This is a genomic window from Flavobacteriales bacterium (genome assembly GCA_020435415.1).
Lineage (GTDB): Bacteria > Bacteroidota > Bacteroidia > JACJYZ01 > JACJYZ01 > JACJYZ01.
Genome location: JAGQZQ010000059.1, coordinates 1 through 21,443, shown reverse-complemented (window position 1 = coordinate 21,443; position 21,443 = coordinate 1). Strand labels below are relative to the sequence as shown.

The window sequence follows — 21,443 nt, the reverse complement described above, 5'->3', positions numbered from 1 at the left end:
TGCCAGTAAAGGCAAACCCATTGCCAGGCAGATGTATGCAATTCTTCGTAGGATCATTTTTGTAGCAAGTATAGGTACGCAGTTGGCAAAGATATCTTTTTCCTTTAGATTATCCCAAACGTAAGAACCTAGTGTTCAACCCACACCGTGAACGCCTTATATAATGGGTAAACATTGAAAAGAGGGAATGTGAAATTCTGTGGACCGGTCTTTATCTGGTTCTGGTATTCCCTATTTTTTATACTTTTAGAACCATGAACAGGACATGGTTGGCCGCAGCCTTTTTATCGATCCGCTTCATGGCATTTGCACAGATTGAAGCGACGGATTCCCTGGCATCCGATACGATTATCGCCACTACTGTTGATACCATCAGCGCCCGGGCTCAGGAAATGTATAATGAAGGTGTTGCGCTTTACGAACAGGGCAAGTACGGGGAGGCTGTGCTTATGTTCAACCAGTCGATCGAACTGAATCCGGATTTTGATAAGGCATACGTAAACCGTGGCGCAACAAAAGTGACCATGGGCGAAATACCGGCGGCTATGGCTGACTTCAAAAGGGCGTTGGCCGTAAACCCGGCAGCTGATATGGCCTATTACCATATGGGTAGAATCCGGCACGAGCAAAACGATCTGGAGGGTGCCCATTCAGACTATTCCAACGCCATTTCGGCCAATCCCGGAAATGCACAGGCATCATACTACAGAGCCTGCATCTACTTTGCCAAAGAGGATTATTTTAAAGCCCTCAAGGATTTTAACAGCACCATTAATGCTGATGCGAATCATGCTTATGCCTATAATGACAGGGGAAGTACGTATCGCATGCTCGGGGATGTAAAAGCCGCGGCCAAAGACTATGCAAAGGCCATTGAGCTTGACCCCAGATTATTTGTTGCCTATGGAAATCTTGGAAGCATCAAGAAGAAACAAGGTGATCTCGAAGGCGCTGTTCTTGAATACAGCCTGGCTATTAAAATGAACCCATCCTATGTTCAGGCTTATAATAACCGGGGTACAGTCTATTTCGAACTCGGTAAATATGATGAAGCCCTCAAGGATTTCAATAAGGCACTTGAATTGAATCCTTCATACGCATTCGCACTGAATGGAAGAGCAGCTGTGAAATATAAACAGAAGGACTATGCCGGAGCGGAAGCGGACTGTACCGAAGCACTGAAGTATAAGTCGGATTACGGTTATGCCTTTATGAACAGGGGAATTGCCCGGGAAATGCTTCGGAAGCCCGACAAGGCCTGTGCGGATTGGAAAAAAGCCAAAGCGCTAGGGGTCAACAGCGCAGGCGCATATTTGACAGATTGCCATGAATAGCAAATCAGCGATAGCTTCCTTCGTTTGTTGCCTGATGACCATGATTGCGCTGGCGCAGGGTGATATTCCTTTTGAGAAGAGTTACTTCCCTGAACGAAAAAGTGAGTTGAAAGAAGCCTACAAGTCACTGAAGGAAGGAGATGCATATTTTGAGAAGGGCAGGTTTGGATATAAAATGGCCATTCCACATTTTTTAAAAGCCCAGGCGTTTAATCCGGATAATGCGCTGCTGAATCTGCATTTGGGTATGTGTTACCTGTTTTCCAGCAACCGTGTGGCGAGCATTCCTTACCTGGAGAAAGCGTATAAGCTTAACCCCGAAATTGACCCCCGGATTCACTATTATCTCGGTTGGGCCTATCAACTCAACCTGGCATTTGATGATGCCATCACCGAATTCCGGAAATACCAGTCCCAGTTGTCGTCGGATGAACCGGATCTGTTAAAGCTTGTGGTCAAACATGTGGAAGAATGTGAGGTGGGTAAACAACTTGTTCAGGAACCGGTAAGGGCATTTATCGATAACGTGGGTCCTACGATTAACAAAGCTACCCCGGAATATGGTCCGGTGATTTCCGCTGACGAATCGGTGATGTATTTCACTTCCAGGCGTGAAGGGACCACCGGTGGAGGGATGGATGAGAATCTGTTCGAGCCGTTTGAGGATGTGTATGTGAGCTATAACCGCGGAGGTGATTGGTCTGACCCGGTTAATCTCGGGAGCCCCGTAAACTCTGATGACCATGATGCGAATGTGGGGCTATCTCCGGATGGGCAATGGCTTCTGATATATAAGGATGAGAATGACGGAGATCTTTTCGAATGTGAATTGAAAGGGGAGGAATGGTCTAAACCACAACGGTTGCCAAAGACCATTAATACGGATTATCATGAATCTTCAGCAAGCATATCTTATGATGGCCGCAAAATTTATTTTGTCAGCGACAGACCGGATAGCCGTGGCGGAAGAGACATCTTTGTAAGTACACGTGATAGCAAAGGCAGATGGGGTGAGGCGAAAAACCTGGGCCCCACCATTAACACCCCATACGATGAGGAAGCGGTGTTCATGCACCCGGATGGTAAGACGATGTACTTCTCTTCCAAGGGGCATAAAACAATGGGTGGTTACGACATTTTTAAAACGGTATTTGAGAACGGATCGTGGTCGGAACCAGAGAACATGGGATATCCGATCAATACGCCTGATGACGATGTGTTTTTCGTCGTTTCTGCCAATGGCAGGCATGGGTACTATGCCAGTTTTCGTACCGATGGATATGGGGAAAAGGATATCTACAAGGTGACCATGCTTGGGCCTGAAAAGCCTCTGCTGCTGAGTACGGAGGATTATATGATTGCCAGTGTAGCAAAACCCGTTAGTGAAAAGGCAATCGAACCATCGGTGCCGGTGAGCCAGGCCAGTATCACTCTTCTCAAAGGAGTGGTGACCGATGCCGTTACGAAAGCAATCCTTGAAGCCGCTATTGAAATTGTAGATAATGAGACAGGAGAGGTGATTGCCGGTTTTCTATCAAATAGTAAAACCGGAAAATACCTCGTTACACTGCCTTCCGGAAAGAACTACGGGATTGCTGTAAAGAAGGAAGGCTATCTTTTTCATTCCGAAAACTTCGATGTGACCGCCCTGGCCGCTTATCAGGAGGTGGTGAAAGACATCGCCCTGAAAAACGTAGCGGTGGGTAGTAAGATCGTGCTGAAGAATATTTTCTTTGATACGGACAAGGCAGTCCTTCGTCATGAATCGTTCGCGGAGATCGATCGGTTGATGAAATTATTGAATGATGTTCCCGACCTTAAAATTGAAATATCCGGCCATACCGATAACACCGGATCTGCGACCCATAATCAAACGTTGTCGGAAGAGCGGGCGCAGTCCGTGGTTCAATACCTGATCTCCAAAGGAATTTCCAGTCAACGCCTTGTGTTTAAAGGATATGGTAAGGATCAGCCGATCGCAGGTAATGATTCTGAAGAAGGCAGACAGATGAACCGCCGGACAGAGTTTAAGATACTTGAAAAGTAAACTTTTCCCGTTCGAAAATCACAGAGGTAAACAATGTTTTGTTTATAAAATTTTTATTTGTCAATTTCCTGCATTACTTTGTATGCTATTTTGCATGGATAATGGGTTTAGGATGAGTATCTTACAATTTCGTTTGGTGTATTTGATCACAGGTGTGCTTTTATCTGGCACTGCGGTGGTATTTGCGCAGGATGACGATGACCCGATCCAACCGCCATTCAGCAATATCTACGAAGACAATTTCTCGGCCAATACCATGAAATCGTTGATCATTAAAAAGATCAATGCTTTTCGGATAGAAAACAAACTTGATACTCTTATTTCAGGTAAGGTAGCGCAAAAGGCTGCGGCGGATCATGCAAAGTTCATGGCCAAAATGCAAACAGCTGCTACCGACGTGGGCGGAGGAAAGAAAAAAGATACCGGAGGAAGGGTCAAGTTTTACGGTGGCTCCGATAAGGCTCTGGAGCTTGTTGCCAAATCAAACATTTCCAAAGGGCGTGACCCGTACAACTACGATAAGGTTGCGGATGAAATTGTCCAAAAATGGATAGGTAACAAGCGGGATTCGGAAACGCTCCTGAAACGGAATCTGGTCTTTTCCGGGCAGGGTGCTTCACTGGATGAGGAAGGAAAAAGGGTTTATGTTTCCGTCGTATTCGGAGGCTATGATATGTTGAATGAAGGTGCGGCAAAGGTCACAGAATTGAAATATCCGTATTCGAAAAAGAAGTATGGGTTGAAACCTTATGATGATAAGCAGTGCCGGAAGTGTGAAAAATTCAATGATCTGCAGGAGTTACAGAAAGGACTTAAAGTAGAGGGCAGCAGCATCTATTTTGAATATGACAATTTCAAGGCGTTGAAGAGGCTTATTCGTAAGCCAAAGGATGGATTGGCGGTGGAGATCATTATGAAAGATCAATACCCCTGTGGAAAGGAGTATAATATTTATGACAACAACCTGATCAATAAAGGTGTACTGCTTAAGCGGGTATACTCGAAGAAACTATTTAAGAACAATGAGATCAAGGAACGCAAAGCCAATAAGATCAGGGTGCACCTGGCCGATCTGCCCAAAGATTTTGATCACCCTGATTTCGAGCTGAACCTCGTGGTTATCCAGGAGAAAACTTACTGTGCCAGTATCAATCGGAAGTATATGAAGGACCTTGGAATCCAGTCTCTGACGCCGCTTCACCTTATTCCGGATACCGTTTTTGTTGCCACAGACGGCAAATATCAGCTGGCGGCAGATAAGACCGTCCTTAACTTTAAAATTCCTTTTGAGAAGAACAAGTCGGACTACAAACCTGAGGATATCAAGACGTTCTTGGAATCACTCAATGAACCCGATTTTATCGTGAAGGAGATTGAGATATATGCCTATTCATCTATTGAAGGCGATTCTTTGAAGAATGATAAACTACAGAACAGGAGAGCTGAAAGCATTGTAGGTGCTTTGGAAAAACTTCAAAAGGGGGAAGTTAAAAGGACCATTATTACCAGTGACTCTTTTAAAGAGTTCAAGAAGCAGGTGAAGGGAACCCCCTATGAATACCTGGCAAAGAAGACGAAGGAGGAAGTGCGGAATGAACTTAATGCCAATAAGACGTTGTTACGCAATATGGAGCCTATTCTTCAGGAACAGCGTTATGCTCAGATCATCATGACGGTAGAGTATGATATCAAAGGGAAGAAGGAGCAACCATATCTTGTAAGTAAGTTTAACAAAGCGGTGAAGGCAGGGGATGCAAAACTGGCGACTGTCCTTCAAAATTATATCATAGAAAAAGTGATGTATGGCAGATACACCGAAGAAGCGATTACTTCACCATCCATACCCAGAAAGAAAGAATTTGCTCACCTGATCATGAATCAGATATGGTTCCAGAATCTGGCCGTGAAAGATACGCTGGATGCGAATGAATGCAGCACGATAGACAGTCTGGCCACTCTTTCTCCGTCTGACATGAACATCACCTTCAACCAATTGGTATGCGTTGTGAAGAACTCGTCCATTTCAGGTGAAGTTGAGGTGAATAAGATGCAAACGGAGATAGACAATTTCTATAAGTCCGACATCGATAAACAAGATGTGGACGCCCTCAACCTGGAATTTCGTTTCAAAGTGATCGAAGCATTTGACACCATACCGGACGGGGAATCCATGGTCCAGGCAAGCATTGATAAGATCAAGGAAGTATTCAATCTGCAGGAGTCTACCTGGCAGAACGCTATGAAACTGGCATTGATCTTTGTGGATCAGCGCCAGAACTACAAATATGCCCTGGATCTTCTGGATCCATTCGTGGACCGGGAAGGCGTGGATCAGAGTTTGCTGGAAACCTATATATCCTTATGCACCTATGTGAAGGATCGGATCAGTACGCAAAAGCTTAGGGCTGCAATGCTTAAATTGAAGGAATACGACAAGGAAACATATTGTAATTTGTTTAAAGAAAATCGGCATTCCTTTCAGATGTTTGATAACCCGGTCATTAAGAACGACTATTGTGAAGCCTGTGGTTTCTGAGTTCATATGACCATTACCTCATCCACTTTTTATTATGACCAATTACGCTAAATGGCTTTGGGGAGGCCTGGGATGGGCATTTATGGGACCCATTGGCGGAATCATCGGTTTTGCGATCGGTAGTTTGCAGGATATGGCCGGCACCGAAAACAAACCCTACCATGGGCGCACCCAGGCAGGAGATTTTGGTGCCGCGTTGCTTGTACTTGCCGGTGCCGTGATGAAGGCAGATGGAAAAATCCTCAAGTCGGAACTGAACTATGTAAGGGATTTCTTTTCACACCAGTTTGGCAGCGAACATGCCAATGAAAGGATGTTGTTGTTTCGGGAGATACTGAAACAGGATATTCATGTGAAGGAGGTATGTGATCAGATTCGTGACAACATGACCCACCCCAGCAGGCTCCAGTTGCTTCACTTTCTTTTTGGTGTGTCAGGCGCCGACGGACATATCGATTCTTCTGAGGTTAATACCATTCATTCAATAGCCGGTTGGCTGGGAATTAGCCAAAAGGATTTTGAATCGATCAAGGCGATGTTTGTGAAGGACAGCAGCGCTGCATACAAGATATTGGAGGTGGATGAAAACGCTACGCCGGAAGAAGTCAAGAAGGCTTATCGCCGCATGGCTGTGAAATATCACCCTGATAAGGTGGCGCACCTTGGTGAAGACTTCCGTAAGGCAGCCAATGAGAAATTTCAGAAAGTGAATGAGGCCTACGAGACCGTCAAGAAGCAAAAAGGGTTTTCCTGATGTCGGCCAGCGGAACCTTCAATATCCGTGTTTACGGCCTGTTGCGCAATGACAGAGATGAAATCCTGGTGACTGATGAGTACCGTTCAAAACTGGGAATGACAAAATTTCCCGGTGGAGGACTACAGTTCGGTGAAGGCACCAGGGAGGCGTTGATCCGGGAGTTTATGGAAGAAATGTCCCGGGAAATAACAGTGGTCGAGCACTACTACACCACAGACTTCTTTCAGGTATCTGCATTCAGACCGGATGATCAGGTGATCAGCATTTATTATTGGGTTGAAATGTCCGATGCACATAGTATTCCTGCGGTGGCGGAAGTTCCGGATTTCAGCAGCCTGTCTGCCGACCATCAGGTATTTCGCTGGGTAAGCCGCAGCAAACTTTCCGAAACGGATTTTACCTTTCCGATCGACCGTATGATTGCGTCACGACTTGAGGAGGGGTGGAACCTGCCTCGCTGAACTAAACAGCGCTGACTTTACCTTCTGCAGCGAACAGTGGATAATTCCTGGTGAGAGATTTCACCTTTTCCGCTACATTCCGGATCACCTTTTCGTCTGTGTGGTGTGTGACCACTTCGTCTACCAACTCTACCACTTCCAATGCTTCTTTGACACCAAAGCCACGGGTGGTGATGGCGGATGCACCGATCCGTATGCCGGAAGTAACGAAAGGAGATTTGTCATCAAACGGAACCATGTTCTTATTCACGGTGATCTCCGCTTGCACCAGTGCATTTTCAGCTTCCTTACCGGTTACATTTTTCGAACGAAGGTCGATCAGCATCAAATGGTTATCAGTACCACCTGAGATCACCTCATATCCTTTTTCAACAAAGGCTGCAGCCATTGCCTGGGCATTGGTGATCACCTGTTTGCAATAGGTCTTGTAATCATCCTTAAGTGCTTCTCCGAATGCAACCGCTTTGGCAGCAATCACATGCTCCAGTGGTCCACCTTGTGTACCCGGGAATACAGCTGAATCCAGCAAGCTAGACATTTTTCTAATGGCGCCTTTGGGAGTGGTAAGACCGTAAGGATTGTCGAAATCATTTCCCATCATGATCACACCACCTCTTGGTCCGCGAAGGGTTTTGTGTGTGGTGGATGTTACAATGTGGCAATGTGGCATCGGATCATTGAGCAGTCCGGCTGCAATCAAACCGGCAGGATGAGAAATATCCGCAAGCAGCAACGCACCTACTTCGTCAGCGATCTTTCTCAGCCGGGCATAGTCCCAGTCACGGCAATAGGCCGAGGCGCCACAGATGATGAGTTTGGGTTGTTCTTTTTTTGCTGTTTCTTCTACCTTGTCATAATTGATCTGACCGGTCTCCTTTTCCACGCCATAAAAGAAAGGCTTGTATAATTTACCAGAGAAATTCACCGGAGAGCCATGGGTCAGGTGTCCGCCATGGGACAGATCAAATCCAAGAATATGGTCTCCGGGTTTTAATGTAGCCAGCATCACGGCAGCATTGGCTTGTGCGCCGGAGTGGGGCTGCACGTTCGCCCACTCTGCACCGAACAGTTCTTTTAGACGGTCAATCGCAATGTCTTCAACCTGATCCACAACCTCACATCCACCGTAGTAACGCTTATGAGGAAGTCCCTCGGCGTATTTGTTGGTTAAACACGAACCCATGGCCTGCATGACCTGACTGCTTACATAGTTTTCAGAAGCGATAAGCTCAAGACCCTCGAGTTGTCGTTTCAGCTCTTCCTGGATCAGATCAAAAATAACCGTGTCTTTTTGCATGTGACTGTAGAATTAAAAAATCGTAGAAATATATCCGGGGCAAAGATAACAACGATTCCCGGAGCTTGAAGGGATTAAATTCCGGAAACTTTAGGATTTGTTTCGGTGATCGTAGGCCTTTTTCCCACCGTAAAGGAGACCGGCAGCTACAAGCAAACCAATACCACCATCGATGGGTACGTTGTCAGGACCGGCAGGGCCCGGGTCGCCAGAAGGACCTCCCACCGGCGGTTGAGCCATGATATACACCTGAAAGCCAAGCATCAAGAAAAACAAAACGGCAAACGCTTTTTTCATTGTCTGGTGTATTTTAATGCGTTGAGGCCAAAGTTAATAAAAAAAAGAAGAGGGTATACAGATAGAAAAAACAGTTTATCTACCTATGTAAAGAAGTTTACTTTGACGGGTGTTTTCGGTCGAGATGGTTCCAAGCAATAATCCCTCGAAGGATGGGGGAAGATGAATGACGGGAGTACCGGCGCCATAGGTAGTGGCGGTATAAATCAATTTTCCTGACAGGTCATAAAAAGACAGGGTGATCGTTTGCTCCGCGTTGAAGGATGTGAGGTCAATTCCTACTTTACCCGGCCCTATGACCGCCATCAGTGCTTCTTCATATTGGTGTCCGGCCGGTTGAGAGGTTGTTGCCAGCGGCGTGGTGACTGTCGTTTGGTTTTCTGAATTGGTTTCAACTGTCATTTCCTCTGGCAGAAGATGAAGCACAAATCTGTCCGGGTTGTCTTCTGTTGAAAGTTGTACGGTATAGCTCCCGCCGGAAAGCGCGGTGAAACTCTTTTCGCGTCTGTCTTCCAGGTAAAAAAGCCCGGATATTCCTGAGTGAGCGGAAAAGGTATATGTTCCATTGCTATTGACCCTTACCGAGAGAGGTATAGTGATCATCGGATTGTTGGCCTGTACCAGGTTGATGGCAAGATCACCGTCTGCACTTTGGCTGGCCAGGTATGGTACTGCTGGGTTTCGGCTGGGTAGTTTTACCGCGTCCAGACCTTTGTCCAGGTTTAACGTTCCTGCCGGATGCAATCCCACCACGGTTTCATCGGAGAACGTACCGTCGGAGAGTACCAGGCTCAACAGGTGTGGGGACGGGGATTGATTTTGAATGAATGCCGGATTTGCTGATGATTTCACGTTTTCTGTGAGCGTAAGTGTGGGTGCATTCCCGGTGGTTTGTACATAGAACGCCTGACCTGAAGCAATGTAGCGGGACCCGCCATTCGTCCCTATGCCGTTTACGTAGCTGCTGTATTGCTGGGTGTTGGGGTTCCACATATAGATACCTTCCGCCACACTTGCATTGGTCACAACCTCGGGGTGATCCCAGTCGATGGCACTTGGGTAGGGGTTTGGGACCAGGTTCCATCCGTTTTCTGCAGGAGAGCCATTGCCGTTATAGGTGAGTGGTACGGAAACATTACCTGTGAGCGGAGTGCCCGAAATATCCAGCACCTTGGGCAGGTCGGTCTTATACATCCAAACACTGTAGCCCTTATAAGGATCCAGGGATTCATTGATGTTTTTTACAGCAACCCATCCGGAGTCCATGGAGCCGCTTGAGGCATAATCCTCATCATACCAGTAGACGTTGGCCCAATAGTTTTCCCAACCATTTCCCGCTCCGGCAACTCCTGTCAGGAATATGTCGTCATTCAATTCGCTGATGGTGATATCGGTCATCGGAAATGCCAGGTGACGAAACCCTGCCTGCCCTCCTTTGACGGAACGTTGCATGGTAATTTTACCGGAAAGTGAACTGCCGGATGGAATGGTCGCAATCCTCGCGGTTTTGGTTTGAGTTGATAGCAGTACCAATGCATTGTTGGTGGTAAACGTTCCTCTGGCGATTTTCAGGGAATCTTTGATAGAGGTGGTACCGCCGGTAATTGAAACCCCCGCATTGTTATTGATGACAAGCGCCTGATAGGACTGACTGCCGTTTATGGTCTGACCGGTTTTTCCGTTAAAGGTTACAAGGGCTGATCTGCCTGTAAATGTGCCGGTATTTGTCCAGTTCCCTTCAACGGAAATAGGGTATTGGGATGAACTCATATCCAGGCCGGAGGAGATGGTAAGGTTTCCGATTACTACCAGTCCATTTCCCAATGTTTTTGTGCCTGTACCTGCGAATGTGAGGTTATAGAATTCAAGTAAGGAAGCGGAGCTGAGTTGCTGGTTATTTCCATTGAAGATTACGAGTCCTTTTACAGGATCAAATATTCCCCCGGAAGTATTCTAGTTTCCTCCGACGGTTAATGTGTAGCTGGCGGACTTAAAAGTTCCTCCTTGTATGCTCAGGTTGCCGGCTACTTCGGTATTGCCTGTCAGAACAGATTGTCCCGCACCGGCGATTTCCAGATGAAAGTATTTATCTCCCGGTACCGGAATATTCAGCTTTCCGTTTTTTTCCAGGTGAATGGTATTTCCACTTGCTGCGGCATAGAGGGTACCCCCTTCAAGAAACCGATCGAAAACCGACAGCGAAGCACCGGCCCTGTTCGTCCAGGTGGATGACGCATTGGCTGCATCCAGCCGGTCGATGGAAAGGGCGCCAAGATTGGATACGATGACACCGGACCCGATAGAGAGTGTGCCAAGAATATCCAGGTCCGTGCCGGATGGGAAGGCCACGGTGCTTCCTTCGAGGTCAATGCTTTTGTTGTTATTTATCGTGCCGGTGCCGCTGATGGTAATATTTGTACCGCCCAGCGTAAACGAACTGTTGGAATAAAGGTGTCCATTTACCTGAAGGTTGCCATTTACTGCTGTACGTTGGTTCTTGGTGTTAAGTACGGCTCCTGATTCAATCGTGAGATCACCTGTGGTTGGCTTCTTGCTTAACCAAACACTGTCGCCGGTTGAGATGGTCACATTGCTTCCGTCGGGTGGAATGCAGTTGCAATTCCAGGTACTTGCTTCATTCCAGTTGCCCGTAGATATACTGGCAATGTCTTGCCCATGCAAAAATGGTACGTGCAATAGCACGCACATTACGGAGGTCAATAAGTAGCGCATTCGGAGGTTAATTCTACGTGATAAAAGTAATGAATATGCGTAGAATTACCTAATGGTTGTTTCCGGAATGGCTGTGTTGACGCTTGATTCGTGCTTACGGTCGATTCAATTTGATCGTCCATGCCTGATCATCAATCATCAGATGAAGTAGGTAAATTCCGGCTACATTCGGCGATGGGATGACGAGAGAGGATCCTTCTTTGGCAAGCATTTCAGTCGTTGGAGTCACCAGTCTGCCAGTGATGTCGTAAAGTGATATCTCCGCCTTTGTCCAGTCGGATGTAGGGAAGTATATCCTGTACTGATTACTGCCTGTAACAACCTTCAGTCCATCAGGTAAAGGATTCGAAGGGTCTTCAACTTGTGTAGGCATGTCAAGCAAGGTTATGATTCGTTGGGTGGAATCGATACAGCTCGCTTTCCAGGCGTAAAGCGTAACGGTATAGGTGCCGGGTTGTGTGTAGGTGTGACTTGGGTTTGTTTCACTACCGGAAGGTGTTCCGTCCCCGAAGTTCCATTCGAAGTGGGAGGCGCCGGTGGTGTAATTTGTGAATTTGACATCTTGTTCTGCCGGCCACTCAAGGGTATCGCTTTGGGCTGAGAAACCGGGATTGATGGCTTCCGGTTCTTGAATCAATACGGAATCTGTTATGCTGCAATTGTTGGCGTCGGTAACCTCGAAAGGATAATTTCCTGCAGAAAGTTGATCCAGTGATGTACCGGTATGGCCGGATGACCAGTTTACCTGATAGGGTGTCGTTCCTCCGTTCACATCCAGTTCTATGGTTCCATTGCTTTCACCTTTACAGGCGGGTGCGGTAACGGTAGAAGTCAGATTCATAGGTTGCGGAGCGGTCACGGTGATCAAATCCGTTATTGTTCCACATAAGCCCGGTCCGGACATCGTTACTTCATACGTACCCTGGGTCAATCCGGATAACGTATCCGGACCAATGCAGGCATTTGTTGTTTTCAGTATGGTTCCTTGTTCGTCTTTCCAGATCACGTCGAACGGACTGTTGGACGGAGGGGTGGCAATCACATAACCATCAGCGGTTTCGCTGCAAGAGGCAGCTTCGGAGAATTTCTCAATACCACCGGCGATGTGGATGACAAAACGGTTCATCACGTCTCCGCTGTCGATGTTGCAGGTGTAGGTGGACTGCACACGGATGTCATGGAATGTGCCTGTCTTTTTATCTTCCAGGAATGCGCATGCACTCATCGGGAAAACCTGCATGTCAAATTCGAAAGTATGTTTTCCGGTTTTTTCAACCTTCAATGAAAGTGGAATAAGATTCAATGCAGCCGGTGGCACACGGTTGATTGACATATCCTCACCGTTTATCCGGATTCCAATGTTGGAGATTCCGGCACCTATACTCCATAGTTTTCTCGCATCCCAGGCAGCGTCATAGCCCGAAGTGGTGTTGTCTTTCACTTGTATAATGGCTTCATCTTTCTTTCCAAGCGAATTTTTTAGGGTGATCTTCAGGATCTGTTCCTCCGCTACTTTGGCAAAGAAGGCTGTGTCCGTTCCTGATTTTGAGACTTCCCGCATCGAAAGGGTGGGGGAAGTGGCATTCGTTTGTACCCAGAATGATTGCATGGACGGAATGACGTTTGAACCGCCGTTTGTGCCCAATCCGCCAACAAAGCTCGCGTATTGTTGAAGGTCGTCCCTGAAAATGTATACCGCATTGTTTACAGAGCCGTTGTAAGATACACTGCCATGGGTCCAATCAATGGGAGCGGGATAAGGGTTGTTGACGAGGTTCCAGCCGTTGTCGGACGGACTGCCACTGTTGTCATAGGTCAGGGTAAAAGATTTGTCACCGACATAGGGAGTTCCGGTGATGTCAATGGTTGTTGGCAGGTCTACGTTGTAAATCCAGATGGAGTACCCTTTTGTCGGGTCGATGGCATCGGTTACATTTTTAACGGCCACCCAACCCGAATCGATCGAGCCGCCGCCGGCATAATCCTCATCATAATAGTACACGGAAGCCCAGTAGTTGGTGTAACCGTTTCCGGTGCCTGTCATGCCGGTAAGCGTAATATCGTCATTCAGTTGGGCAAAGGTGGCATCTGTAATAGGAATCCCTATGTTTCTGTAACCGGCATCACCGGAAATGTACCTTTGTATGGTCACGGTGCCCGTAATGCTTGCGGCGGTTCTTACAGAATCTAACCGGCCTGTTCTGGAGGCGGTAGACAGGAATGTAATGGCATTATTGGTATTGAAATTACCACTTTGTAAGGAAAGGATATTTCTGATGTTTTGTGTTCCTGAGGATACGGCCACTCCGCTGGCATTGTTGACCGTCAGGTTGTAGAAAGTATTACCCGAGATAATGTTTTGTGCAGAGCTGCCCTGCATGGTAACCGTTCCATCCTCGGCCTGGAAAGTACCTGTTGAACTGTCCCAGTTTCCGCCGGTAAGCACGGTATTGCCGCTGCCCTTTAATGTTCCGGTGTTGCCGCTGTAACCGTTGGTGAGGTAAAGGGTCCCGTCGTTATCCAGTGCACCGGAAATGGTAAGGGTACCTGTGATGGTAGCATTGCTGCCTGAGGCTACCTGCAGGGTGGTTCCGGAGGATACCGAAACGTTGTTGAAATTCTCGCCCCCGGTGGATGTGATGACTTGTGTGGTGCCTCCGGAAAACGTTACGGTTCCGGTGGTGGAATTGAACGTTCCTCCGGAATTTGTCCAGTTCCCAAGCACGGTCATGTTATAGGTGTTGGAGTTCAGGGTGTTTCCCGTGCCGATCTCCACGTTGCCATAGGCGACCATATCATTGTTTAAGGTCAGCGTATTTGTGCCGGTTGATTTCAGGTTGAAGTAATCCACATCCTTAATGACCTGACCCGCGGTGCCGTTGTATTCTACGGTATTGTCGTCGGCGATGGCAACCAGGTTACCGGTGGCAAGAAGGGCGCCGCCAACGGTAAGCTGTGCACTGGCATCGTTGATCCAGTTTGTGGCAGGGTCCACAGCAGTGAGGCTTCCCCCGAGTAGCACGGCCCCCTTGTTGGTAATACTAACTCCGTTTGTGACATTGATATCACCGGGAGAGCGGTTAAGGTTACTATTGGTCAGGATCGTTTTTGCTCCTGATATCCTGAATTCACCGGATGTGGAAATGGTACCGGTGCCGCTGAGATTTGTGTTGGCCCCTGAAAGCTCCAGGCGGTTGGTTCCTGTGTAAGTACCATCCACTATCAGGCTTCCCGTGACGGTCATCCGCTTGTTGTTGTCAAAGAGGGTTCCTGTACTTCTGATCTCAAGGTTGTTGATCGTGGTGTGCCCGGAAAGCGTTACCGTGTGCGTGGCTTTGATAACCACATTGGCATTTGTCGGTGGAACACAGGTACAATCCCAGGTGGTTGTCGTACCCCAGTTTCCGGTACCAATGCTTTCTATAACGTCAAGAATGTTTACATCCGTATCATAGGGAGATGCACTTCCACATCCGTTCGAAGCGGTTACGCTGACATTTCCTGTGCCGGCGGCACCCCAGGTGACGGTGATTGCATCGCTGTATTGTCCGGCATCAATGGATCCACCGGTGATGTTCCAGGTATAGGTATATCCTGGTAAACCTGAAACGGAATAAGGTTCGCCGGTGGTACCTTCAGAAACATCAATGTTTCCGGTAATGGAAGTAGCAGCAATGGCATGGATATTCACATCCAATGTCACGGGAGATCCCTGAGTGCAACTGTTGGTTTCGGTAACCGAGACACTTCCGGCCATTCCTGTGCTTCCCCAGTTGATGGTCATGGTATTACTGCCCTGAGCCGCACCGATGGTTCCACCAACGGCAGACCATTGATAGGTGCTTCCGGGCGTATTGGTTACGCTGTAAACCTTAGATGTGCTTGTGCATACGCTGTCCTCACCCGTAATGGCAGAAGTGGTAGGACCGGTACAGTTGGTGGTATCTCCCAAAGCAAACTGTCCCAGGACGGCAAGCCCTGTTCTTTTTACCACGGAGCCTGTCGGCAGGGCATGTGTTCCCTGTAACGTCCATGCAGAGAAGGCATCAACCCGTCGTAATATACGGGTGGAATTATCAACCGTAAAACTGGTGAAGTTAGTTGCATTAAGGTCCAATGCATAATTGGAACTGGTCAGGCCATTGGCTGCAGTAAGTGTCCAATATCCTTCGGCATAGGTGTTCCGGACGATATCACCGCCTTCAGACAGGGGCAATCCGGATGTGCCTGGTGCCGTAGATGTAAATGTGGCAACGAGACTTCCGGTTCCCAGATTGGTAAAGGTAACTACTGCAGGCGCAACACTGGAGCCCATGGCAACAGGAAGGGTATAGGCTGTTGCTGTGGCGTTGATCCATTTTTCATAGGTGCCCAGAATACTACCGGAAGTGTATATCAAGCTACCCGGTGTTGCCACTGAAATGCCGACGGTTATCTTATATGCACCGGTATTCAGCTGCCCGGCGGTCAAGGTAAGCTGGTTGTTAACAGTAATGTTTTTGGATGCAGTGAGCTGACCTCCGGTCTGGTTAATGGTAACATTATAAAATGTGAGGTCAAGGCTACCTGTGATGTCGTGGGTGCCGGTCCCGGAAAAAGTCACAGTTCCTGTCCGGTATGTAAATGTTCCCTGGTTGTTCCAGTTTCCCTGTATCGTTATGCCGAAGTTGGATGCGGTGACGTCCAGGGTACTTACAATCGTAATGTTGCCAAGTATACTCAAGGCAGCAGCCATGCTCTTTATTCCTGTACCTTCAAGTGTAAGATGATAGTATTCACTATTCAAAGGTGTTTTAATGGTTTGATTGCCGGCGGCAGAATAACTAATGGTGTTGCCTGTTGCTGAAGCCACCAGGATACCTGTGCTCATTAATGTACCTCCTGCCGCGAGGCTGGAGTTGGCATTGTTTACCCATCGGGCTGTTGCAGCCCCTCCGGTAATATTTCCTCCTGTGGTGAAAGTACCACTGTTGAATATTGTTAGTCCTGCAGCGATAGAAATGTCCCCTGAGGCTTTTGTAAGATTTGTTCCCGCCGTGATGAGGTAATCACCACTTAATACCCTGAAGTCGCCTGTATGCGTAATGGTTCCTGTACCACTTATAGTACCTCCCAGGATAGCATTGAGATCTAATCTTTGGGCTCCCTGGTGTTCTCCGTTGTTGGTATAGCTGCCGTTGAGTGTAAGACGTCGGTTGCTTTGATCAAAAATAGAACCTGAATTGATGGTGAGGCTATTGGCCGTGGTGTGACTGTTTAGTGTGACGGTTTTGTTATTGGAGATAACCACATCATCACCGGTGCCTGGCGTACAATTGCAATCCCAGGTGGAGTTGGTGGTCCAGTTCCCTGTATTTACGGAAGTAATGGTAATCCCGAATCCATCAATAGAACAGATCAGCAGTGATGCGACGATTAGAACGGTCGCATAACACTCATTGCTTTTACCCCTCAGGAACCTCTGTATGAAAGATGTACTCATAAATGCTTAAGTATTTGTACGTAGTCATTGTTTTCTTGTTCCTTTTTTTACTGGCTCGGGACATTAATCAGACCGGTTCTTCGATGAACGGTCGGTTTTTCTCTTTGGGAGGTAATTGGTGTTCGGTGGAAAGTAGTTGTAACTTTCAGGGGAATACTACGTTGTCGCAGCGTTTCAGAGGTATTGAGGTGGGATTGGGGTGCAGGATATCCGGTAGGATATCGGATAAATGAAGCGGGGCAGAAAATGAAAAGAGCCCATCCGATCAGGATAGGCTCTTTCAATACTATGAGGCCACTGATTGGCCGGTACGCCTTCTAGAAATGTACGATGGCTTTGGAGCTTTGTATCAATTGTCCGTTACTGAATACATTAACAAGGTATATACCAGGTCTGTCGACACTCAGGTGAGCAGTTCCTGAGGTACCCGTTTTGCCCGTATTTGCTACTTCCTGACCAAGCAGGTTGACTACCGATACGTTGATACCATTCTTCTCACTCACATTGTAGTTAATATTGATTATGTTCTGGCGGGTAGTGACTGTGGCACTGTTCCGGTCAGAAGTGTTTGCTCCGGGTAGAGTATTGATCACTTCGATGGTTTTGCTTGCCACCTGATCACATTGACCGTTTGTAGTGCTTAATGTTACGGTATACGTTCCGGCTTTGTTGAAATCATGTACCGGGTTTTTCTCGGTAGAGATCGAACCGTCTCCGAAATTCCAAAGGTATTGGTTGGTTCCGGTGGATTGGTTATCAAAGGATATACGACCACCTTCTGCAATATCCACCTCATTGCTTGAAACGGTGAAGCTTGCAGTGACGGAGGCTGATTCATTTACCTCAAATCCATGATAAATACTGCAACCATTGGCATCGGTGATCAAAACGGGATATAAACCGGCTTTCAGACCGGATTTTTCAAGACCTGAACTCCTATCGGGCCATGTAACGCTATAAGGAGCAGTACCACCGGAGATAGAGGTGATGGAAATTTTCCCATCGGCCATTCCCGGACAGCTTACATTCTGGATGGCAACGGAACCGGTTTCAGGCCCCATGCTGCGGGTAACCTGAACCTGCTTGGTGGTCGTACAGCCGTTGGCATCGGTGATCAAAGCCTGGTATTCACCGGGAGCAAGATCAATGGCTGTTGCGCCTTCCTGTACGCTTTCATCATTCCATCTGATGGAATAAGGTTGCGCTCCTCCGGAAACCTCGATCGTAGCTACCCCGTCGTTTGATTCGCAGGTTGCCGGACTTGAGTTGTCCATATCTACAGAGGCAATCAAAGGCGTGCCTTGCGAGACGGTGATTTGGGTCAGGCCGCGTTCGCAAACATTTTCTTTGCCATTGTCGTTGCCCTTTGCCTGCAGTGGTGCAGCATCTCCGTTGGATAAGGATACGAAATACGTACCAGCAGGTACTTGTGTCAGTTCATCACTCAAGGAAGGAGTGGAGGTGCTTCTGACCAGATTGCCATTTGCATCAAACCATTGGAATAAACCGGGGCCTTCTTCTGAAATTGCGATGGCCTTTCCTGACGCATCTCCGCCGCAAACAACGGCTTCTGATTGTGCAGAAAGCTTACCATTCTTATTAAGGTGAACCATAAAACGAATTTCGTCATCCGTTGTCTTAGCCGTAAATGAATAGGTTTCAAAAGACCTTAGATCCATCACCTCTCCGGTCACCAGATCCTCAATGAATACGCAGTATTTATTGTGCACCTCCAGGGCTGTCAGCGAGAGCTTATATGTGCCATTGCTCGGGACTCTTACTTGTACTGGGACAGAAATGCTTTGCGGAACTTCGGGTAAACTATTGATCGCCAGGACCTCGTCATTCTCGGTAACTGTGGCTATGTTGGGCGTGCCGTATGTTGTACTCCAGAGCTTCCATGCGTCATATTTGCTGTCAAATCCTTCCGTTGCTTCCTTTCTGAATACCAATGTCGCCTGGTCGCTTTTGGCACCTTTGGAAATCATCAATTTAATATGATCCGGCAGACTACCTGCTGCAACTGCTGAATAAAAAGTAGCATCTGCGCTGGTCTTCACATTTTCCGTCATGGATAAAGTGGGGGCTGCCGCGCTGGTTTGCACAAAGAAGGCCTGGCCGGAAGCAATGTATTGGGTACCGTCATTTACGGCAAATCCTCCGACCCATCCTTCGTAGTGTTCATGCGCATCGTTCCATATATATATGGCATCGTTTACACTGCCGTTGTAAACCACATCGGCATGTTCCCAATCGATTTGAGATGGATACGGGTTTCCTACAAGGTTCCATCCGTCATTGGCAGGGGTTCCCGAATCATCATAGGTCAGGGTAAAGGTGGCATTTCCGGTCTTTACGGTTCCGGTTACCCCAAGGGTTGCCGGAAGATCTGCGTTATAAACCCATATGGCATAGCCAACCGTATTTTCTAGATCGTCTGTTACGTCCGTTAGTGCGGTCCAGCCATCATCTATTCCCTGATCTACATAATCTTCATCATACCAATAGAGATTATTCCAATAGCCTGTATATATACTGCCGGTTCCCGTTGCTCCGTTAACGCCGGTAATGGTCATGTTATCATCCAGTTCAGCAACTACTGCATCTGTCAAAGGAAATGCCAGGTGTCTGTATCCCGCAGCTGCGGTCGTGGGTATATACCTCTGTACAGTAACATCACCTGAGATCGAGGCGCCAGCCCCCAATGTTGCGATCCGCGCTGTTCGTGTGGAGTTGGATCCTATGGTAAGATGCCCTCCGGTTGTTAACGTGCCATCGGTCATGTTAAGCGTATGTGTTACGGTTGTTGATCCGGACGTGATAGTAACCCCATTTGAATTATTAACTGTCATTGTGTACATCGTATGTGTACCGGAGATGGTTTGAGCTGAAGTACCAATGAATTCCATTTCACCGGAGCGGGTAAACAGTGTGCCACTGTTACTGAAGTTACCGGTAAGGCTAAGTTTATAATTGCTCAGTGAAAGATCCAATGCGGCTCCGGTTTCAACGGTTACATTTGTTGTGGTAACATTGGCTCCAAGGGTAACGGTTGTGCCGCTGCCTATATTCACGCTTGAGTTAGTGCTTGGAATGCAGTTGCAATTCCATGTTGCTGTGTTTGACCATGCTGTCGATGCCACACTATAAATTTTACCATATCCGATGGTGAAATAGTCACCATCGGCAAAATCTACACCAGTGAAAGTAACGACGTCTGTCCCTGGGTCGAAAGAAAACCCTGTATAATGTACCGTTGCATTGGAGAAGGTGCCATCTCCATCGACCAGGAGAACATAAAAGTTGTCATCGGTGGTTGCAAATTCGTAGCCTGTAAGATCAGCCTTTAATGTCAATGTCCCCGCATCCCCTGTCATATCCACTCTCCAGGTTCTACTTAGTCTTGAATTGACGGTTGAAGGGACATCACTTGATTGTGTGGTTGAAAGTGAAGTGTTGTTGTGACAAAATACAACGTATTCTCCATCTCCAAGGTCGGTTGGGCTGCTTATTTCAATGATACCGGTTCCCTGGGCTGTAGAGTGAATGTTACTTGCATCATCACGTCCAATCCCTGCCATTTCATAGGCATGGGTGGATTCGTAGGCATATACGTCATTCGAAACCCCTCTGCCGTATTTGGATCCCAGATAATTTCGTACAAGTGTCCGCTGTGCCGAGTTCAACTCAAAGTTGTAGACAATGACCTCGGCCAATTCACCCTGATAGTGTCCGCTGAATGTACTTCCGTCTGCAGAATAGGCACCGATAACCGTTTTGGGAATACTGGCAAAACTACCACGTGTTCCGCTGGCGCCGAAGGCACCGTTGGTCCACATATTAACAGTAGTGGAGCCATTTCGCACAATACAGGTAAGTACGTTCCAGGTTCCTCCGAACAACTGTATGCCGGAAGATATGAAGGTGCCCTGGTTAAAGCCCCATTGACGGCCGCCACTATGCCGTGCATTGATAAACCATTTTTTTGTGGAGCACAAATAGCGGTAACCGCTGAGTCCCGAACCGTCACCTACGATGAATATGGTTGCATCTGCCTGGTCCAGGTTGGTGCCAAGCAGCATGTAATCGTCCGTACCGTCAAATTTTATCGTAGGCTTGCCATTGACCCGGTTGGTTTGGAACAATGGCCTGAGAGATCCGGCCTGTGTTGCATTGTTGGCATTTCCCGAACGGTCCGTCCATGTGGAGACCGGATTATTGTTAGACAGCCCCAGGTAATTCGCATCAAGCCACAGCACATTGGAAGCACTGGTACCTACACCGGCCGGACCGGTTTGTGCTTGTGTTTCTGCTGATGTGAAAAGGAGAGCTGACAGTGATAAAATCAGGGACGATCTGAGGATGTTCATTTTATTGGATTTTACTGGCTATACGAACGAATTGAAGCCAAAGATACAATTTGATAGGTATTAATCCATAACGCGTTGACCACTTAGTCAGCCAAAGCATGTTTTAAGTGATTGACAGGTCTATTATTC

Annotated in this window: 11 protein-coding genes; 5 read left to right on the top strand and 6 right to left on the bottom strand. The window is 47.5% G+C overall.

Translation table 11 applies throughout. The features are described 5' to 3' along the window. Positions 1 to 254 precede the first annotated feature (254 nt). The 5 genes from KDD36_10185 (at position 255) to KDD36_10165 (ending at position 7,135) form a co-directional block, all read left to right on the top strand. Positions 255 to 1,334 carry a tetratricopeptide repeat protein gene (locus KDD36_10185; protein MCB0397013.1) on the top strand — a complete coding sequence of 360 codons (1,080 nt, stop codon included), beginning with the start codon at positions 255 to 257 and terminating at the stop codon, positions 1,332 to 1,334. Beyond that, a complete protein-coding gene (locus KDD36_10180; GenBank protein MCB0397012.1) occupies positions 1,327 to 3,381 on the top strand; it encodes a PD40 domain-containing protein in 2,055 nt (684 codons plus the stop codon). The genes KDD36_10185 and KDD36_10180 overlap by 8 nt, the downstream gene beginning before the upstream one ends. Before the next feature lie 112 nt (positions 3,382 to 3,493). Beyond that, positions 3,494 to 5,917: a hypothetical protein gene (locus KDD36_10175; protein ID MCB0397011.1), complete on the top strand. Its 2,424-nt coding sequence runs from the start codon at positions 3,494 to 3,496 to the stop codon at positions 5,915 to 5,917. Positions 5,918 to 5,951: 34 nt separating this feature from the next. After that, complete coding sequence (locus KDD36_10170) at positions 5,952 to 6,671, top strand: TerB family tellurite resistance protein (protein MCB0397010.1); 720 nt, start codon at positions 5,952 to 5,954, stop codon at positions 6,669 to 6,671. Further along, positions 6,671 to 7,135: an NUDIX domain-containing protein gene (locus KDD36_10165; protein MCB0397009.1), complete on the top strand. Its 465-nt coding sequence runs from the start codon at positions 6,671 to 6,673 to the stop codon at positions 7,133 to 7,135. The genes KDD36_10170 and KDD36_10165 overlap by 1 nt, the downstream gene beginning before the upstream one ends. A 1-nt stretch (position 7,136) precedes the next feature. Here KDD36_10165 and KDD36_10160 read toward each other — a convergent pair whose 3' ends face one another. From KDD36_10160 to KDD36_10135, 6 genes are all read right to left on the bottom strand, one after another. Continuing rightward, positions 7,137 to 8,432, bottom strand: a complete 1,296-nt coding sequence (locus KDD36_10160; GenBank protein MCB0397008.1) for a serine hydroxymethyltransferase — start codon at positions 8,430 to 8,432, stop codon at positions 7,137 to 7,139. Between the two features lie 90 nt (positions 8,433 to 8,522). Beyond that, the gene (locus KDD36_10155; protein MCB0397007.1) at positions 8,523 to 8,729 is read right to left on the bottom strand and encodes a hypothetical protein; all 207 of its coding nucleotides are present in this window, start codon (positions 8,727 to 8,729) and stop codon (positions 8,523 to 8,525) included. 75 nt (positions 8,730 to 8,804) lie between these two features. Beyond that, the gene (locus KDD36_10150; protein ID MCB0397006.1) at positions 8,805 to 10,553 is read right to left on the bottom strand and encodes a hypothetical protein; all 1,749 of its coding nucleotides are present in this window, start codon (positions 10,551 to 10,553) and stop codon (positions 8,805 to 8,807) included. A gap of 129 nt (positions 10,554 to 10,682) precedes the next feature. Further along, on the bottom strand, positions 10,683 to 11,462 hold the full coding sequence (locus KDD36_10145) for a hypothetical protein (protein MCB0397005.1): 780 nt from the start codon (positions 11,460 to 11,462) through the stop codon (positions 10,683 to 10,685). A gap of 94 nt (positions 11,463 to 11,556) precedes the next feature. Further along, positions 11,557 to 16,944, bottom strand: a complete 5,388-nt coding sequence (locus tag KDD36_10140; GenBank protein MCB0397004.1) for a PKD domain-containing protein — start codon at positions 16,942 to 16,944, stop codon at positions 11,557 to 11,559. 317 nt (positions 16,945 to 17,261) lie between these two features. Continuing rightward, positions 17,262 to 21,314 carry a T9SS type A sorting domain-containing protein gene (locus KDD36_10135; protein MCB0397003.1) on the bottom strand — a complete coding sequence of 1,351 codons (4,053 nt, stop codon included), beginning with the start codon at positions 21,312 to 21,314 and terminating at the stop codon, positions 17,262 to 17,264. Positions 21,315 to 21,443 lie beyond the last annotated feature (129 nt).

Excerpts from the sequence above, each read along its gene's own strand:
- KDD36_10185 (MCB0397013.1), top strand. The coding sequence starts at position 255 with ATGAACAGGACATGGTTGGCCGCAGCCTTTTTATCGATCCGCTTCATG.
- KDD36_10180 (MCB0397012.1), top strand. The coding sequence starts at position 1,327 with ATGAATAGCAAATCAGCGATAGCTTCCTTCGTTTGTTGCCTGATGACC.
- KDD36_10175 (MCB0397011.1), top strand. The coding sequence starts at position 3,494 with ATGAGTATCTTACAATTTCGTTTGGTGTATTTGATCACAGGTGTGCTT.
- KDD36_10170 (MCB0397010.1), top strand. The coding sequence starts at position 5,952 with ATGACCAATTACGCTAAATGGCTTTGGGGAGGCCTGGGATGGGCATTT.
- KDD36_10165 (MCB0397009.1), top strand. The coding sequence starts at position 6,671 with ATGTCGGCCAGCGGAACCTTCAATATCCGTGTTTACGGCCTGTTGCGC.
- KDD36_10160 (MCB0397008.1), bottom strand. The coding sequence starts at position 8,432 with ATGCAAAAAGACACGGTTATTTTTGATCTGATCCAGGAAGAGCTGAAA.
- KDD36_10155 (MCB0397007.1), bottom strand. The coding sequence starts at position 8,729 with ATGAAAAAAGCGTTTGCCGTTTTGTTTTTCTTGATGCTTGGCTTTCAG.
- KDD36_10145 (MCB0397005.1), bottom strand. The coding sequence starts at position 11,462 with ATGCGCTACTTATTGACCTCCGTAATGTGCGTGCTATTGCACGTACCA.
- KDD36_10140 (MCB0397004.1), bottom strand. The coding sequence starts at position 16,944 with ATGAGTACATCTTTCATACAGAGGTTCCTGAGGGGTAAAAGCAATGAG.
- KDD36_10135 (MCB0397003.1), bottom strand. The coding sequence starts at position 21,314 with ATGAACATCCTCAGATCGTCCCTGATTTTATCACTGTCAGCTCTCCTT.